At 65.7% G+C, this 16,110-nt stretch carries 17 protein-coding genes; 7 read left to right on the forward strand and 10 right to left on the reverse strand.

Going from position 1 to position 16,110, the window contains the following annotated elements:
* Positions 1-26 precede the first annotated feature (26 nt).
* Positions 27-1,229, forward strand: coding sequence for a sialidase family protein (locus OXG33_05665; GenBank protein MCY4113416.1), 1,203 nt, complete (start codon positions 27-29; stop codon positions 1,227-1,229).
* 34 nt (positions 1,230-1,263) lie between these two features.
* The gene (locus OXG33_05670; protein MCY4113417.1) at positions 1,264-2,475 is read left to right on the forward strand and encodes a sialidase family protein; all 1,212 of its coding nucleotides are present in this window, start codon (positions 1,264-1,266) and stop codon (positions 2,473-2,475) included.
* Between the two features lie 21 nt (positions 2,476-2,496).
* Here OXG33_05670 and OXG33_05675 read toward each other — a convergent pair whose 3' ends face one another.
* From OXG33_05675 to OXG33_05690, 4 genes are all read right to left on the reverse strand, one after another.
* The gene (locus tag OXG33_05675; protein MCY4113418.1) at positions 2,497-3,495 is read right to left on the reverse strand and encodes a TIM barrel protein; all 999 of its coding nucleotides are present in this window, start codon (positions 3,493-3,495) and stop codon (positions 2,497-2,499) included.
* Between the two features lie 25 nt (positions 3,496-3,520).
* On the reverse strand, positions 3,521-4,567 hold the full coding sequence (locus OXG33_05680) for a Gfo/Idh/MocA family oxidoreductase (protein ID MCY4113419.1): 1,047 nt from the start codon (positions 4,565-4,567) through the stop codon (positions 3,521-3,523).
* A gap of 93 nt (positions 4,568-4,660) precedes the next feature.
* Positions 4,661-4,819, reverse strand: a complete 159-nt coding sequence (locus OXG33_05685) for a hypothetical protein (GenBank protein MCY4113420.1) — start codon at positions 4,817-4,819, stop codon at positions 4,661-4,663.
* Entirely contained in the window at positions 4,816-6,246 is a 1,431-nt protein-coding gene (locus tag OXG33_05690) for a cache domain-containing protein (GenBank protein ID MCY4113421.1), read from the reverse strand. Before OXG33_05690 ends, OXG33_05685 begins: the two co-directional genes overlap by 4 nt.
* Before the next feature lie 140 nt (positions 6,247-6,386).
* Between OXG33_05690 and OXG33_05695 the strand changes: the two genes are divergently transcribed.
* The 4 genes from OXG33_05695 (at position 6,387) to OXG33_05710 (ending at position 9,192) form a co-directional block, all read left to right on the forward strand.
* Positions 6,387-6,638, forward strand: a complete 252-nt coding sequence (locus OXG33_05695) for a histone H1 (GenBank protein MCY4113422.1) — start codon at positions 6,387-6,389, stop codon at positions 6,636-6,638.
* Between the two features lie 6 nt (positions 6,639-6,644).
* Positions 6,645-6,821 carry a hypothetical protein gene (locus tag OXG33_05700; GenBank protein ID MCY4113423.1) on the forward strand — a complete coding sequence of 59 codons (177 nt, stop codon included), beginning with the start codon at positions 6,645-6,647 and terminating at the stop codon, positions 6,819-6,821.
* A 79-nt stretch (positions 6,822-6,900) separates the two neighbouring features.
* Positions 6,901-8,229 (forward strand): DNA methyltransferase, encoded by a 1,329-nt coding sequence (locus tag OXG33_05705; protein ID MCY4113424.1) that lies wholly within the window; start codon positions 6,901-6,903, stop codon positions 8,227-8,229.
* A gap of 57 nt (positions 8,230-8,286) precedes the next feature.
* Positions 8,287-9,192, forward strand: a complete 906-nt coding sequence (locus tag OXG33_05710) for an IS1 family transposase (protein ID MCY4113425.1) — start codon at positions 8,287-8,289, stop codon at positions 9,190-9,192.
* A 93-nt stretch (positions 9,193-9,285) separates the two neighbouring features.
* Here OXG33_05710 and OXG33_05715 read toward each other — a convergent pair whose 3' ends face one another.
* The 6 genes from OXG33_05715 to fabZ form a co-directional block, all read right to left on the reverse strand.
* Positions 9,286-9,882 carry a UbiX family flavin prenyltransferase gene (locus tag OXG33_05715; GenBank protein ID MCY4113426.1) on the reverse strand — a complete coding sequence of 199 codons (597 nt, stop codon included), beginning with the start codon at positions 9,880-9,882 and terminating at the stop codon, positions 9,286-9,288.
* A complete protein-coding gene (gene ubiA / locus OXG33_05720; protein MCY4113427.1) occupies positions 9,875-10,741 on the reverse strand; it encodes a putative 4-hydroxybenzoate polyprenyltransferase in 867 nt (288 codons plus the stop codon). The genes OXG33_05715 and ubiA overlap by 8 nt, the downstream gene beginning before the upstream one ends.
* A gap of 75 nt (positions 10,742-10,816) precedes the next feature.
* Positions 10,817-12,268, reverse strand: coding sequence for a menaquinone biosynthesis decarboxylase (locus OXG33_05725; protein MCY4113428.1), 1,452 nt, complete (start codon positions 12,266-12,268; stop codon positions 10,817-10,819).
* Between the two features lie 6 nt (positions 12,269-12,274).
* Positions 12,275-13,129 (reverse strand): HAD-IIA family hydrolase, encoded by an 855-nt coding sequence (locus tag OXG33_05730; GenBank protein ID MCY4113429.1) that lies wholly within the window; start codon positions 13,127-13,129, stop codon positions 12,275-12,277.
* Complete coding sequence (locus OXG33_05735; GenBank protein MCY4113430.1) at positions 13,129-14,109, reverse strand: phosphoglycerate dehydrogenase; 981 nt, start codon at positions 14,107-14,109, stop codon at positions 13,129-13,131. The genes OXG33_05730 and OXG33_05735 overlap by 1 nt, the downstream gene beginning before the upstream one ends.
* A gap of 234 nt (positions 14,110-14,343) precedes the next feature.
* The gene (gene fabZ, locus OXG33_05740) at positions 14,344-14,808 is read right to left on the reverse strand and encodes a 3-hydroxyacyl-ACP dehydratase FabZ (protein ID MCY4113431.1); all 465 of its coding nucleotides are present in this window, start codon (positions 14,806-14,808) and stop codon (positions 14,344-14,346) included.
* Positions 14,809-15,287: 479 nt separating this feature from the next.
* On the opposite strand from fabZ, the gene OXG33_05745 reads away from it, so the two are divergent.
* Positions 15,288-15,944, forward strand: coding sequence for a DUF488 domain-containing protein (locus tag OXG33_05745; GenBank protein MCY4113432.1), 657 nt, complete (start codon positions 15,288-15,290; stop codon positions 15,942-15,944).
* The last annotated feature ends 166 nt before the right edge of the window (positions 15,945-16,110 follow it).

The following is a 16,110-nucleotide window of genomic DNA, read 5'->3' on the forward strand; positions in this document are numbered from 1 at the left end:
CGCCAAGTCCCACGCAGGGAGCACGCATGATCCGCCAAGCTCGCTACAACGACGGGACCCGCAGCGCCACCGTCACCCTGGAGCGCATCAACACCTGGGTCCAAGACACCGAGAGCATCGTGAACTTTCCGGGAGTCCTGGAGCTGAACGACCGGCTGGTGCTGTACCACGCGCGCTCGCGCCACGGCGCCGAGCACACCGCAACCGAGGACCCGAACCGCATCCTGGAGTCCTATGACGACGGCGAGACCTGGCAACCCGCCCCGGACGACTTTCCGCTCTCGTTTAAGGATCCGATGACGGGCCGCCAGATCGACGCATTCGGCGGGTCCATCGGCTATCTCCGCGACGGAACCATCGTGCACATCGGCCACAACACGCAGCTGCAGCACGACGTGGGCTACGACGGGTCCCGCATGCACGACCGGTTCCAGCAGGACGATCCCACCTTCCGCTTTCAGCGGGCGTCGGGCGACGGCCGGCTGATCGAAGAGATCAAGTTCAAAGTGCCCGGCATGTCGTGGGGGCGCAGGTCCTACCAGGTCTACTCGCCCATCGTTGAACTGGACGACGGCGATCTGCTGGCGGCCATGGAGTGGGTCAAGATGCTGCCGGAGGAGCGGTGGCGCCATGAGGCTCACGGCCGCATCTGGAAATACCTCTTCGGCGTCTTCATCGTGCGCTCCGGCGACGGCGGGCACACCTGGGAGTACGTGACCCAGTTCGATCCCGACGAGGTCAAGCCGGTCTACGGGATCAGCGATCGGACCGTCGACGAGGGCTTCGACGAAGCCCACCTGGCCAGGCTGCCCAACGGCGACATTCTCTGCATGCTCCGGACCGGCTCGTATTCGCCCCTGTGGCAAGCGCGGTCGCGGGACGGCGGTCGGACCTGGGACGCGCCCGAGTCGACCGGGTGGCAGGCGGTGAAGCCGCAATTGCAGGTGCTGCCGAACGGCGTGCTGGCGTGCTCCTCCGGGCGCGGGGCCTACGGCCATCCGCAGGTGACGCACGTGATGATCAGCATCGACGGCACCGGGCATCGCTGGGAAGCGCCCTTCTACTTCCACACCGGCCCCGGCTGCTCCTACACCACCACCATGCAGCGTGACGGCAAGCTGCACGTGATCTTTTCGGACTCCGACTTCACGCGCGACATGGGGACGCACGGGATTCCCGTGCAACGCATTCGCCGCGCCATCATCGACATCTCGACCGACGCCGCGTGAGCACCGCTCACTCAGCCCCAAGCAGGGAGAACCCATGATCAACCAGGCCATCTACAGCGACGGCGCCCGCACCGCCACCATCACCCTCGAGCGCATCGACACGTGGCTCGAAGAGGACCAAACGGTCATCAACTTCCCCGGCGTCGTCCCGCTCGACGGCGACCGGCTGTTCATGACGATTCACTGGTCGCGCCACGGTGACGAGGGCAAGTTTGGCGATCCCACCCGCGCTTACCTTTCCGATGACGCTGGCGAGACGTGGTCCCAAGCCCCGCGAGACTTCCCCATGGTCACCCGCGACCCCCGCACCGGTTGGATGACCGAGAACTGGGACTCGGGCGCGTGGGGATTCCTGCGCGACGGCTCGATCGCGCGCGTCGACCACAACACGCACAAGCAGCACACGCTGGGCCACGACCGCTCGCAGGGGCACATGCACGAGCGCTTCCAGCAGGAGGACCCGGAATTCCGCTGGCATCGCTACGCCCGCGACGGCTCGAAGCTGGAGCACTGGACGTTCAAGGTCCCCGAGTTGCCGCGCGAACGGGCGTCGTATCAGTGCTATTCCCGCATCCTGGAGCTGGACGACGGCGACATCCTGGTGGCGCTGGAGTGGGTGGACCTGCTCTCCGAATCCGAACAGCACATCGATGGGAGCGGGCGGGTGCGCAAGTTCCGCTTCGGAACCTTCATCGTGCGTTCCAGCGACCGCGGGCGGACGTGGAAGTCCGTCGCGACGTTCGATCCGGCGGTGGTCAACCCGGTCTACGGCATATTCGACCGCGGGGTGGACGAGGGGCTGGATGAGGCCGATCTGGCGGTGCTGCCGAACGGCGACATCCTCTGCGTGATGCGTACCGACTCGTACGCGCCGATGTTCCAGGCGCGCTCAACCGACGGCGGCCACACCTGGAGCGAGCCGGAGTCGACCGGCTGGCAGGGCGTCAAGCCGCGGCTGGAAGTGCTGCCAAACGGCGTCCTGGCCTGCGCGGCGGGGCGCGGCGCCTACGGACAACCCCAGGTGACGCACGTGATGCTGAGCCTCGACGGCACGGGCAACCACTGGGAGGCGCCGTTCTACTTCCACACCGGCCCCGGCTGCTCCTACACCACCACCATGCAGCGCGACGGCAAGCTGCACGTGATGTTCTCCCACTCCGACTTCACCCGCGAAATGGGCACCCACGCCCTGCCAAATCAGAAGATCCGGCGAGCGGTGCTGGACGTGCAGCTGAGCGAGGGGTAGCCGGGAATCGGCCGGCTCGCTCTACGAGTCGGCTGGTGTCCGAGCGGCAGCGTCGAAATAGGTGGGGAAATACCGCGCGCAGTGCTCTCCCAGCCAATCGATGCTGAGCCGCATCCAGAGCTGCGGGTCGTAGTCGGGGAGGCAAGGCGGCTCCAGGCAGACTGGAATGGCGTCGGGGTCGGGCGCGCCCGCTTGCAGGATCGCGAAGATCTCGGCGATCTCGACGCTGCCGTGGCCCACGGGCGCGTGAAAGAACTTGGGCTCGCCGGTAGTGGTGATGGACTGCACGCGCATGTCGCGAAGGTGGGCCATGGCGAGATAGGGCGCCGCAAGCCGAGCCGCTTCGACCTGGTCTTCGACGACCGCCAGGCTGTTGGCGAAGTCGTAGTTGATCCGCAGCCAGGGCGACGCGACGCCTTGAACGACCGGCACGATCTCGCTGATCCGGTAGTCCATGTGGTTCTCGAAGGCCAGCACGATCCCCAGGTCGGCGGCGACGGGGACGAGGTCGCGCAAGTTCTCGATCATGCAGTCGATCTGGACGGCGATCGGCACCTCGCGGCTGAAGTGGCCGAAGCGCAATCCGCCGTTGGGCACCGGCTGGCCGGGCGGCCCCGGCGGATCGGCGTTGACGATCTCGGTGAGCCGGCAGCCGCCGGCGTGCAGAATCTCCAGGCTTCGAACGGCGGCCGCGCGGACGGGCGGCCACTCGTCACGAGGAACCGCCCACGCGCCGCTGACGGACCCGACCCACTCGAGGCCGTGCTCGGCCATGCGGCGGCCGGTGGGCGCGGCGGCCTCGGCGTCGGCGAACCAGCTACTGCCCATGTGCAGCGCCTCGAAGTTGTGCTCGACACAGCGGTCGATCCACCAGTCCACGTGGTCGTCGAGTCTCACCGGGCCGACCGTGGTGGTGCCGTAGGGGTACGCCATGCCGCGGAAGCCGAACTCGGGACGGTCGATGCGCAGGTCGGGATACGACACCCAGCGATACGCCGCCTGCGACCCGCCGAGCCTCATGACGCGGCCCCCCTAACTACGGCCGCTAAACCCACCCGTGCTCGGGGTGAATGGGCGTGCCGCTGGTTTGGTGGGTCCACTCGGTACCGCCCTCGAGCAGGACTTCCCGGCCCGTGATGGCCGACTGCTCGGCGGCGAACAGGATCTCCATGATGTGCCGCGCATACGGCCCGTGCGTCGGCGGCTCGATGTCGCGCGCGATGCTATCGGCAAAGTCCCGCCACTCGTTGGTGAACTCGGCGGGCGGACGCGTGAATGGCACGTCTTCCCATACGTCGTCCTTGCCGACGCGCACGTATTCCTCGTAGTGGTGGCTGAACTTCAGGGTGCCGTTGGCGCAGATGACGTGGCCAGAATAGTCTGACGCGCCGTCGGCGAATCCCACGGCGACGGCGACGCCCGCGCGGCCGTTCTTGTAGCGCACGAAAATCACATCCGAGTCGTCGCTGGCCTGGTAGTGCGCGTGGGTGCCGATGGCCGCGGACACGGACACGGCCTGAGAGCCCATGAGCCAGGTCAATCGGTCGACGACGTGCACGCCGTTGGCCAGCAACATGCCGCCGCCGTGAAAGCGGCTGCGGTACTGGGGGCGGCGGCCCTCGTAGGTCCAATTCTTGGACATGTAGCAGACGGCGGTGATCACCGGTCCGAGCTGCCCCGAATCGAGAATCGACTTGGCGGCGATGCTCGTCGGATAAAAGTGCTGCGAGAGCCCGACCATGAGCTTGCGGTTGTTGGCGTCGGCGGCGGCGATCATGGCGTCGCACTGGTCCAGGCTGAGGGCCATGGGCTTCTCGACCAGCACGTGCTTGCCCGCGTTGAGCGCGTCGATGGTGAGGCGGTGGTGCAGCTGATGCCCGAGCACGACGGCCACGGCGTCGACGTCGTCGTCCTGGAGCAACTCGGTGTGTGAAACGTAGCCCCGGGGGATGTCGTACTCGCGCATGTAGCGCTGCCGAGGTTCTTCCAGCAGGTCGGCCACGGCAATGACCCGCACGTCGTCCAGCGTGGCGATGGCCTCGCAGTGCGTCCGCGCTATCCCTCCAAGGCCGATGATTCCGACGTTCAGCATGGGGCCACCATCCCTAACCGCCCGGCCAACCTGCCGGACGGTTCAAGGATGCCCTCTCGCCTACTCCTCATACCAGCCGGATCCGATGGATGCCTACTCGAGCCTCACGTATTGACCTTGGGCCCAGTTGCCATCCACGAGCTCGTACCAACGGACGCCGTCGATGTCCTGGTAGACACCCGTCAGGTACAGCTGCTCCCCGGCCCGCGGAACGTACTGCACGCCCTCGTTGGGCTGGTCGCGAATTTTCACCCGTCGCTTGGAACTACCACCGCCGCAAGCTGGTCCTCGCCGGAGACGGGAAGCTGGTCCTCGCCTGAGACGAACTCATACCACCCCGACCCGAAGAGGAGACCGTCGTGCCGCAGGACCCAGGAGTGCTTGACCTGGGGCTGCCCGTTTGCGGGGTTCGCGAATACGTAGCTCACCCAGATACCGTCCTCGTCGGCCTGGAGCATCTCGAGACCGAACACACGCCCCGTGATGTCCGTTCCCAGCGGACCCTTCAAGTCGTCGCCGAGCAGACTCGGGTCGGGATGCGTGAGCAGGCGGTCGGCTTCGTCGAAAATGAAGACGTACCACTGGCCCTCGAGACTCTCGGGCGTGTTGTAGTGCGCCACGGTGGCGTCCAGTCCCTCCGCGTCGTAGCGGCTGAGGGCCCGGGCCACGAATGCCTGGGTGAACGTCGCTGGGTCGTCCTCCCGCGAAATGGGTTCGTACCAGCCCGAGGCGAATGACAAACCGTCGTGCTTGATGACCCAGGTGTGCTTGCGCTCGGGCTCGCCGGTGACCGGGTTGACGAACACGTAGTCCACCCAGCGCCCGTTCTCGTCGGCCGCCACCACTTCCAGTCCGTAGGGCTTGCCGGTGATGTCCGACCGGACGGCGGGCGTGGTGCCCACGAAGTCCGGGCGCGCGGGATTGGCCAGGACGTAGCCGTCTTCGTCCAACAGGAACACGTACCACGGCCCGTCGATGCTCTCTGTGGACTGGTGATAGGCGATGGACGCCTCGCGTCCCTCGGCCGCATAGCGGCTGATGGCCGAGGCCACCGCGGCCTGCGTGTAGGTCGCCGGATCGTCCGCGCGCGAGATTGGCTCGTACCAGCCCGAGGCGAAGGACAGGCCGTCGTGCTTGATGACCCAGGTATGTTTGCGCTCGGGCACGCCGGTCGCCGGGTTTATGAACACGTAGTCCACCCAGCGCCCGTTCTCGTCCGCCGCCACTACTTCCAGCCCGTAGGGCTTGCCGGTGATATCCGACCGGACGGCTGGCGTGGTGCCCACGAAGTCCGGGCGAGCGGGATTGGCTATCACAAAGCCGTTTTCGTCCAGCAGGAACACGTACCACGGGCCGTCGATGCTTTCCTTCGACAGGTGGTAGGCGATAGAGGCGTCACGCCCCTCGGCGTCGTAGCGATCGATCGCTTCCTGCACCACGCGCTGGGTGTAGCCGGCCGGATCGGCCACGCGCGCGACGGCGTCGTCGACCATCTCCTGGGCTTCCTCGCGCGTGACCCCCGTAGTCCCGGCGATTGCGATGATGAGTGCGACGATCGCGAGGATGCCGGCAACCGTCGCCAGGATCGAATCTCCGTTGGCCCTTGTGCGTTCCCAGATTTCCTGCATCGCCCGTTCCTCACGCATTTGCCGGTCGCCGTCGACCGGAAGCCGAGTCATGCGCCTATCTTGCCACCGGATGTCAACCGGTCGACGGGTTGGGTAGTGCCTCACTTTGACTTTCTCGCGCCTTGTCCAAAATTTCTGGACAGGCTATGGTCCGAGGGTATCCGGTTAACGCGATGGCGAAGGTGATCGTCATGGCTAAGCAGAAGGCACACACTGGCCCGCTCGACTTCAGCGAGACGGCCCACGGCATGATGCAGCGCATCATCGCCAAGGCCGACCCTGACGCCGACGTGGACGCCGACGAAGACCCCGCGCCCGAGTCGCCGCACGTGGACGCCGGGCGCAAGGGCGGCCAGGCGCGGGCCGCCTCACTGAGCGCCTCGGAGCGGTCCGCCATCGCGGCCAAGGGCGGGGAGGCTCGCTGGGCCGCCAGTTCGGAGTAGGCCGCCGTGCAGCCGTCCGCCAATGCCCTGTACTACGGCGACTGCCTCGACTGGATGGGCCAGTGGGACGACCAGACCGTTGACCTGATCTACCTGGACCCGCCCTTCAACTCCAATGCCGACTACAACATGCTGTACTCGGATAGCATCGAGGGGGGGGGCGCAGTACCGCGCGTTCGTTGACACGTGGAAGTGGGATACAGCAGCCGCCGATCGATCTGAGGCGTACCGCCGCGCCATAGCACGACCCGCGCACAACGTCTTGGATGGCCTGGAGCGGATCCTCGGCCCGTCGGGAATGCTGGCCTATTTGTCGTACATGGCCGAGCGCCTTGAACATTGCCGCCGATTGTTGAAGCCCACTGGCAGTCTCTACTTGCACTGTGACCCGACGGCTTCGCACTATCTCAAGATCGTTTTAGATGGCATATTCGGTGCCAACGGATACACCAACGAACTCAGTTGGAAGCGCACAACAACGAAAGGGGATTATCGGCAAGGCGCTCGCAATTGGCCGCGCGTTCGAGATGTGGTCTTACACTACGTACGCAACCCAAATGCTCAAGCAGTATTTAACCAACCATTCGGCCAATATGCTGATCGATATATCAAAAGCCATTACAGCCGTGTTGAGACGGGCAGTGGGCGGCGCTACCGACTCGATAACTTGACGGCACCCGGAGCCGGGGCGCGAGGCCATCCAAAGTACGAATTTATGGGTGTCACTCGATACTGGCGATACAGCGAAGAGAAAATGAAAGGCCTGCTCGACGCTGGCCGGGTCGTACAGACTGCCCCTGGTCGTGTTCCGTCCTACAAGCGATATCTTGACGAAATGCCAGGCGTCGCCATCGGCGATGCATGGGAGGACATCGCGCCGCTCAATTCGCAGGCTAAGGAGCGGCTTGGTTATCCAACACAGAAGCCCGTCGCCCTGCTCGAACGGATTATTGAGGCATCCAGTAACCCTGGCGACGTGGTGTTGGACCCCTTTTGTGGTTGCGGGACGACCATCGCGGCGGCCCGGAACCTTGACCGGCAGTGGATCGGTGTCGATATCGACGCCTTTGCCATCGACATAATCCGCGAACGTCTCGAAGACCCCGGCATCCCAGCGCACGGCATCCCCTACGATCTGGCGGGCGCCTCGAAGTTGGCGACCGAGCGACCATTTGCGTTTGAGACCTGGGCGGTGCGGCGGCTCAGTGGATTCGTGCCGAACACCAAGCAGGTCGCCGATGGTGGCGTCGATGGCCGGGGGACAGTTTGGGAGCAACCCGACGATGATGTCACCAAGCTGGCGCTCGCCCAGGTGAAGGGCGGAGCGTTCAGCAGTGATAGCCTCCGAGGTTTTGGCCGCGTCATTAATCGAAACCGCGCCGCACTCGGGTGCTATCTCACGCTTGAACCAGTGGACACGCCGTCGGCCCGAGTTGAGGCGTCCGATATGGGTAGCGTGTGCATAGATGGTGTGACGTACCCGCGGCTCCAACGCTGGTCCATGGCGGAGTATTTCGAGAACCGTCCGCCGCTCCTTCCGCTGATGGCGGACCCCTACACCGGCAAGCCATTACAGCCCCGTTTGATTTGACACTGCCTCCAGTCTAAATCATAATATAGGCGTTAGCTTAGCCATTAGGGATAGGGCATGCGCCGCCTCAGCCGCGAGCAACGGGCACAGATTCTGGCCCTCCAAGTCGAGGGCAACTCCCTGCGAGCCACGTCACGCCTCACGGGCCGCTCGCTGAACACCGTCACCCGTCTCGTCGTTGAGGCCGGGCAAGCGTGCGCCGCCGCTCACGGGGCGCTGGTGCGCGACCTACGCTCGCAGCGCGTCCAGTGCGACGAGCTGTGGGCGTTCGTGGCCATGAAGGCCCGCAACGTGCCGCAGGAGCGGCGCGGCGAGTTTGGCGTCGGCGACGTGTGGACGTTCACGGCGCTGGACGCGGACTCGAAGCTGATCGTGACGTGGCTGATCGGCAAGCGCGACACGGCGACGGCGCGGCACTTCCTGATGGACGTGGGCCGCCGGATCGCGGGCCGGTTCCAACTCACGACGGACGGCGCGAACTTCTACCGCGAGGCCGCCGCCGAGGCATTCGGCGCGGCCATCGACTACGCGCAACTCCAGAAGCTCTACGGGCAAGCGCCCGAGGCCGAGCGGCGCTACAGCCCGCCGGTGTGCGTCGGCACGCGAGCCGAGATCGTCCAGGGCGTCCCGAACATGGAGCATGTCAGCACGTCGCACGTGGAGCGCCACAACCTCACCGTGCGGATGGGTTCGCGCCGCTACACGCGCCTCACGAACGCCTTCTCCAAGAAGGTCTACAACCACTCATGCGCGTCGGCCCTGCTGATGTTCCACTACAACTACGTGCGCCCGCACACGACGCTCACGAAGCGCGCGAACGGCAAGCCGACCACGCCAGCGATGGCGTCGGGACTGGCAACGCGCCCGTGGACCATGGCGGACCTGGTGGAGCTGGTCGAGGAGCGCGAGGACACGGCGGCCGACGTGGCGAAGCGGCGCAAAGACCGCCGCAAGTCAAAGTGAGGCACTACCACGGGTTGAAGGTCGCGAATCTTGGTTACGAGGTGGGCATCCCGACCCACCTCGACCGCGGGCGCTGCACTCCCGCTTAAGCGTCTACGCCCAGCGGTGCTCGTCGGCGGGGGCTTCGACCACTCCCAGCGCCTGCAACATGCGGTCCACCAGCGCGTCCACGATTTCGCTGACCTTCGACGGTCGCAGGTAAAACGCCGGCTCCGGGGGCAGAACCGTGGCGCCGGCCTCGGCGAGCGTGAGCAGGTTGCGCAAGTGGATGATGGAGAGCGGCGTCTCCCGCGGCACGACGACCAGGCGGCGCTTCTCCTTGAGCGTCACGTCGGCGGCGCGATGGAGCAGGTTGGTGCCCGCGCCGCTGGCCAGCGCGCCAAGCGTGGCCATGCTGCACGGAACGATCAGCATGCCGCGCACCGGGTAGCTGCCGCTCGAGATCGGCGCCGCGACGTCCTGCGGTCGGTGGACGGTCAGGTCGCCATGGGACGCCCAGCGGGCCGTGGCGTCGCGAAAGCGCTCTTGCATCTCGTGGTGCCACATCAGCTCGCCGTAGTCACTGCACACCACGTCGAGCCGCTCGCCACGATCCAACAGGGCCTTGGCCGCCGCGTCGGCCAGCACCGCGCCCGTCGCCCCCGAAATCCCCAGGATCAGACTGGGGCGCGGCCCTCCGTGGTCAGGCAACCCACACGCCGGCAATGGTGAACACCAGCGCGGTGATCGCCACGTAGCCGTTCATGTTGAAAAAGGCCAGGTTGAGCCGCGACAGGTCGTTGCGCAGCAGCGCGTGTTCATAGATGAGCAGCGCGCCGATCAGGCCAACGCCGACCCAATAGGGCCATGACAGCGGGGCGATCAGACCCAACACGATCAGCGTTACCACCGTCATCGCGTGCGATCCCCGTGCGATCTGCAGCGCGCGACGCGTGCCAAATCGCGCCGGAACTGAATGCAGCCCGCGCTTACGGTCGAATCCCAAATCCTGGAGGGAATAGAGCACGTCGAACCCCGCAATCCAGAACATCACCACCAGCGCCAAGACGATGGCCTCCGCGCCGATGTCGCCGCGCACGGCGATCCAGCCGCCCACGGGCGCGATGCCGTCGGCGAGTCCCAAGATCCAATGGCTCAACCATGTGAACCGCTTGGTGAAGGAGTAGAGCGTGACGGTGACCATGGCCACCGGCGCCAGCGCCAGCGCCAGCAGGTTGAGCTGCCACGCAGCGATGTGCAGCAGGGCAAAGCCCGCCGACGCTAGCCCCAGCATCTCCACGCGCGACATCCGGCCCGCGGGCAGGGCGCGTTCGGCCGTGCGCGGGTTGGCCGCGTCGATTCGTGCGTCGATCAGCCGGTTGGCCGCCATGGCGCCCGTGCGCGCGCCGGCCATCGCCACGGTGATCCACAGGAAGGTGCGCCACCCGGGCCAGCCGTCCTGCGCCAGCACCATCCCCAGAAAGGCAAACGGCAACGCGAAGATCGTGTGCTCGAACTTGATCGCGTCGAGATACAAGCGCAGACGCATAGCGGCGGCGGCCGGGTTCATTCGCGGCTCGTGCGGTCGGGTGGAGCTACCCAGAGCCTAGCGCGTCGCGCGGCGGCGCACATCCCAGTTTTCTTCCTAGATGCCATAGCTGGTCCACCGTTCGTCGACCCGGCGTACGACGTCCTCGTCCATCACGATGTCCGGCGGCCACTCCCGTGGAAAGCCTTCCTCGGGCAGCTTGCGCGTGGCGTCGATGCCGAGCTTGCCGCCCACATTCGCGTGCGTGGTGGCGAACTCCAGCGCATCCATCACTCCCTGGGCGTGCTCCGTGTCGCGGCCGGGGTCGGTGTTCGCCCCGACGCGCCATAGAACCTCGCTCAAATCATGCACGTCCACGTCGGCGTCCACCACGATCACGTATTTGGTGAACATGAGCTGACCGGTGCCCCAGATGGCGTGCATGACCTTGCGCGCCTGCCCCGGATAGCGTTTGCGAATCGATACGATCGCGAAGTTGTGAAACACGCCGTGGACGGGCAGGTTCATGTCCACGATTTCGGGGATGACGAGGCGCACCAGCGGCAAAAAGAGTCGCTCGGTGGCCTTGCCGATCCAGCCGTCCTCCATCGGCGGCCGCCCAACGATGGTGGAGACGTAGACTGGATCGCGCCGCCGCGTGACCGCCGTCAGATGAAACACCGGATAGGGCTCCGCGAGCGAGTAGTAGCCGACGTGGTCCCCGAACGGCCCTTCCATCCGCGACTCCGCGGGGTCGACGTATCCCTCGAGCACGATTTCGGCGCGGGCTGGGACCAGGATGTCCACCGTCTGCGCCGGCACCATCTCAACCGATGAGCCCCGCAGGAATCCGGCAAACACCAGCTCGTCCACGTCCGGCGGCAAGGGCGCCGTGGCGGAGTACAAGAGCACCGGGTCGGCGCCGATGGCGATGGCCACTTCCATGCGGGTGCTCGCCTCGCCGCTGCGCCGCCAGTGCTCCGCCCCGCCCTTGTGCAGTTGCCAGTGCATGCCCAGCGTCTGCGAGTCGAAGACCTGCAAGCGGTACATGCCCATGTTGCGCTTGCCGCTGGCCGGATCGTGGGTGAACACCAGCGGCATGGTGATGTAGGGGCCGCCGTCCTCCGGCCAGCAAGTCGGAATGGGCAGGCCGTCCAGCGTGGGAGCGGACGTCTCGACGACGTCCTGCACCGGACCGGCGCGCACCGTGCGCGGGCCGATGCGGCCGATGTGCACGATCTCGCCAAGGGTCCGCAGCTTGCCCCAGATGCCGGCGGGCGGCGGGCTCATGGCGAGGTTCAGCAGGTGCTCGATGCGGGTTTCCAATTCGGACCAGTCGTCCATGCCCAGGGCCCAGGCCATCCGCTGCTGAGTGCCAAGCAGGTTGATCGCCAGCGGCACGTCTGAGCCCTTCACATTCTCGAAGAGCAGCGCCGGTCCGTCCGCCTTCATGACCCGGTCGGCAATCTCGGTAATCTCGAGATGGGGGTCCACTTCGACCTGGATCCGGCGCAGTTGCCCCTGCTGCTCGATGTGGTCGATGAAGGCGCGCAGGTCTTGGAATGCCATTGGTTGCTACATCCCGACCAACGCGGGCAGCGGCAGGTCGTACAGCGACTCGATGACGTGGTCCGGCCGTTGGTCGGCGGGTGCGGCGGCGGCCTCGGTGGCCGACGTGGTGCCGGTGAGGACCAGCACCGACTCGGCGCCGACGGCGCGGGCCCCGGCGATGTCCGCGGTCAACATGTCGCCCAGCACCACCAGGTCGGCGGCATCCACCCCGGCGCGTTCCATGATGACCCGAAACATGTGGGCCGAGGGCTTGCCCACGATGACCGGCGGCCGCCCGGTCACGGCCGCGACGGCGGCCGTCATCGCGCCGGCGCCCGGTATGGGGCCGCTGGGTGTGGGGTATTGCGGGTCGGTGTTCACGGCCAGGTACTCGGCGCCGTCCAGCATGATGGCGCGGGTCGCGCGCCGCAGCCTGTCGTAGGTCAGTCCAAAGTCCACGCCGACCACGACGACCTCCGGAACGTCGTCGCCGTCCCACGTCGCCATCTCGTAGCCGGCGTCCGCAATCTGTGTTGCTAGGCTCTCGCCGCCCAGCACGAGCACCCGGCACGGCGCTGGGTGGTGCGCGCGCAGGTAGGACACGGTGGCGACCACCGCCGACACGATGCTCTCGGGACCCGCGTCGATGCCCAGGCCTTGCAGCTTGGCCGCCAGCTCCACCGGGTTCTGGCGCGAGTTGTTGGTGATGAAGAGCGTCGGGAGACCCAGGTGCTGCACCGCGGCCACGGCTTCGGCCGCGCCTGGAATCAGCTCGGGGCCGCGATAGACCACGCCGTCCATGTCGAAAGCGAAGGCGCGCCTCCGGATCGGAACGAGCGCCGGCTCGCAGTCGTGCCGGTGCGGCGCAGCCGATGGCATCAGTCCGAGTAGAGGCCGTTCACGACCATCTCGCGCCGCCAGGAACCCTGCAAGACATCGACGATGTTCTGCGCGGCCATGTCGGCCATGCGCGACACGCAGTCGGTGGAGATGCCCGCCACGTGGGGTGTGGCAATCACGTTCGGCAACTGGGCCAGCCCATGGTCCGACGGCGGCTCTTGCGCGCGCACGTCCAGCGCGGCGCCCGCGATGACGCCCTGTGTCAACGCCGCGTAGAGCGCGTCTTCGTCCACCAGACCTCCGCGGGCGGTGTTCACGAGATAGGCGGTGGACTTCATCAGTCCCAGCCGTCGCTCGTTCACGAGGTTGACGGTGTCCGGCGTCGTATTCACGTGCAGGGTCACGTAGTCCGAACGTTGGAATAGATCGTCGACCTCCACCAGCTCGATGCCGTATTGCTCCACGAACTCCTGGTCGGGATAGGGCTCGGCGGCGAGGAGCACTGGATCGAACCCGGCCAGGCGCCGCACCACGCTCTTGCCGATGCGGCCCAGGCCCACCACGCCAATGGTCTTGTCGCGGATTTCGTTCATCAGGCCGCGCGACCAGTCGCCCTCGGCGGTATTCGTGACGTAGGCATATAGCTCGCGCGCCAGGGCCAGGATCATCGCCACGGCCGACTCGGCGACCGTGGTGTCGTTGGAGCCCGCGGCGATCATGGCCACCACGTCGTGGTCGGCCGCCGCGGCGGTGTCGATGGCGTCGTAGCCCACCCCCACGCGCGAGACTACGCGCAGCTCGGGCGCGCTCTCGAAGACTGCTCGGGTATACGACTCGCTGCTTGCCACCGTGGCCGTGATTCCCTGCAGCAGATCCTTGAGCTGCTCCTCGGTGGGATACATCTGCTCCTGCGGAACCTGGGCGATGACCACCTCATGGCCGGCCTGCTCCAGCAGGTCGCGCCAGGTGGTGTCGAGGGACTTTACAGCGAGCCGAGAGGTCACGAGGACGCGAGCCACAGGGTGCTCCTAACGCAATGGCGTGTGAGCGGTCATTCTAACGGCGCAAGCGATGAGCGGCCTTTGCGAAATGCTTCCAGTGGAGATTGGAGAGCCGGTCCGGTCACCTCTCCCATGATGGGAGAGGGTCAGGGTGAGGGTGATCCGCGGCTTGGGCGAGGGATGTCGACCGCGTATGCAAGGGTCTCCGAAGGCGGGTATTCATCCGGCCCACGTCGCCGAAGTGCGGGGCAGCTACCGGCCGAACTCCGCGGGCCGGTCCACGATGGCGAAGCTGATCTCGCCCTCGGCGACCAGCGCATCGCCAATCGTCGCCCGTCCGCGACCGCGCCCGAAGTTGGCGCGCACCCGCAGCAGCTCCGTCTCCAACCGCACCTGGTCGCCGGGACGCGCCGGCGTGCGGAACTTCCACTTGTCCAGCCCGGTGAGCATGGCGATCTTGTCGCAATTCTCCGGCAGCCCCAGCGCCGCCACCCCGCCCACCTGGGCCAGCGCTTCGACGATGATCACGCCCGGCATCACCGGAAACCCGGGAAAGTGGCCCCGCAACACGTTGGCCTGCAGCGACCCGACGTCGTCGATGTACCCCACCGCGCGCCGCCCGTACTCGATCTCCACGATGCGGTCCACGAAGAGAAACGGCTCCCGATGGGGGATGACCGCCTCGATGGCGGCGCGGTCCAGCGGCGGCTCCGTCATGCACGGCATCTCGGGGACTCGGCCGGCGGCATTGTGGCATGTCTTGGGTCACCGCATGGCCGTGCCGAAAGAGCTGCTGCCGCCAACGACATTCCGCGTTCCACAATTCACTATCATGGCTTGATGTCGGCCAAACTATCAGCGTGTCACCTCAAACACCGAGTGTCGTGAAGTCCCCCTACATATACTCGCGTCAGCGGCGACTACTCGGACTAGTCGGCGCTCTCGACGGAATGGTCGAGAATCTCGACTTTCAAAAGCTGCTGTTTCTGCACTGTAAAGAAATAGAGTCTCTCGGCGAGGCTGGTCAAGCCGCAGATCTATACGAATTCGTGCCCTATCGCTACGGAGCTTTTTCTTTCACGTGCTATTCCGATCGCCGTCGGCTCGTCGATCGAGGATTGCTCGCGAACGACGATCAGCATTGGGTCCTTACGGAGACGGGTGAGACAATCGCGCACGAAGCTTGCGACGTGGAGATGAGGCGATTTGCGATCCGTCATAGGGGACTACGCGGCGACGCGCTCATTGCGGAGACGTATCGCCGCTATCCCTACTTCGCAATCCGCAGCGAGATTGCCGAACGCGTGCTGCAGAATGACCAGGGTGCGCTCCGTAAGATCGCGGCGGCTTGCCCCCCACGCCGCTCCGCCAGGATTCTTACTATTGGGTACGAGAGGCGAACGTTGGAAAGCTATCTAAGCAAGCTGATTCAGTCGAGCGTAACGATACTGTGCGACGTTCGGCGAAACGCCATCAGTCGCAAGTACGGGTTTTCGAAGACCACGCTTGCCAACGCGTGCGATGGAGTAGGCATTCGCTACGAGCACTTCCCCGAGCTCGGCATTGAGTCGCAGCGGCGGCAGGGACTAAAGACTCAGGCGGATGTTGACGGCCTCTTTAGGTGCTACCGCCGAGACACTCTTCCGATGCAGGGCCACGCACTCAACCGAATTCATTCGTGGCTGCGCTCTGGCCAGTCAGTCGCACTCACCTGCTATGAACGTGAGGCTTCGCAGTGTCACCGCCACTGTGTCGCCGATGCTCTCGGGCGGCGGAGTGATCCAACGAATGTGAGCCAGCAGCCCGTGGGGACCTTGGATTCTGAGGAAACCTACATCGTGCGACACCTATGACGACTGCCGACAAAGCACGAATCCTAATCACGGTGAAGACTTATCCAACGCTGTCAACTAAATACGGCGAGACTGTATGTACGGCTGGTGTCAAGGAGGATGGAACTTGGGTTCGAATCTACCCGGTGCCATTTCGCCGTCTCGATCAGACTGAGCAGTATCGAAA

The sequence above is a fragment of the Chloroflexota bacterium genome, assembly GCA_026708035.1.
Lineage (GTDB): Bacteria > Chloroflexota > UBA11872 > UBA11872 > UBA11872 > JAJECS01.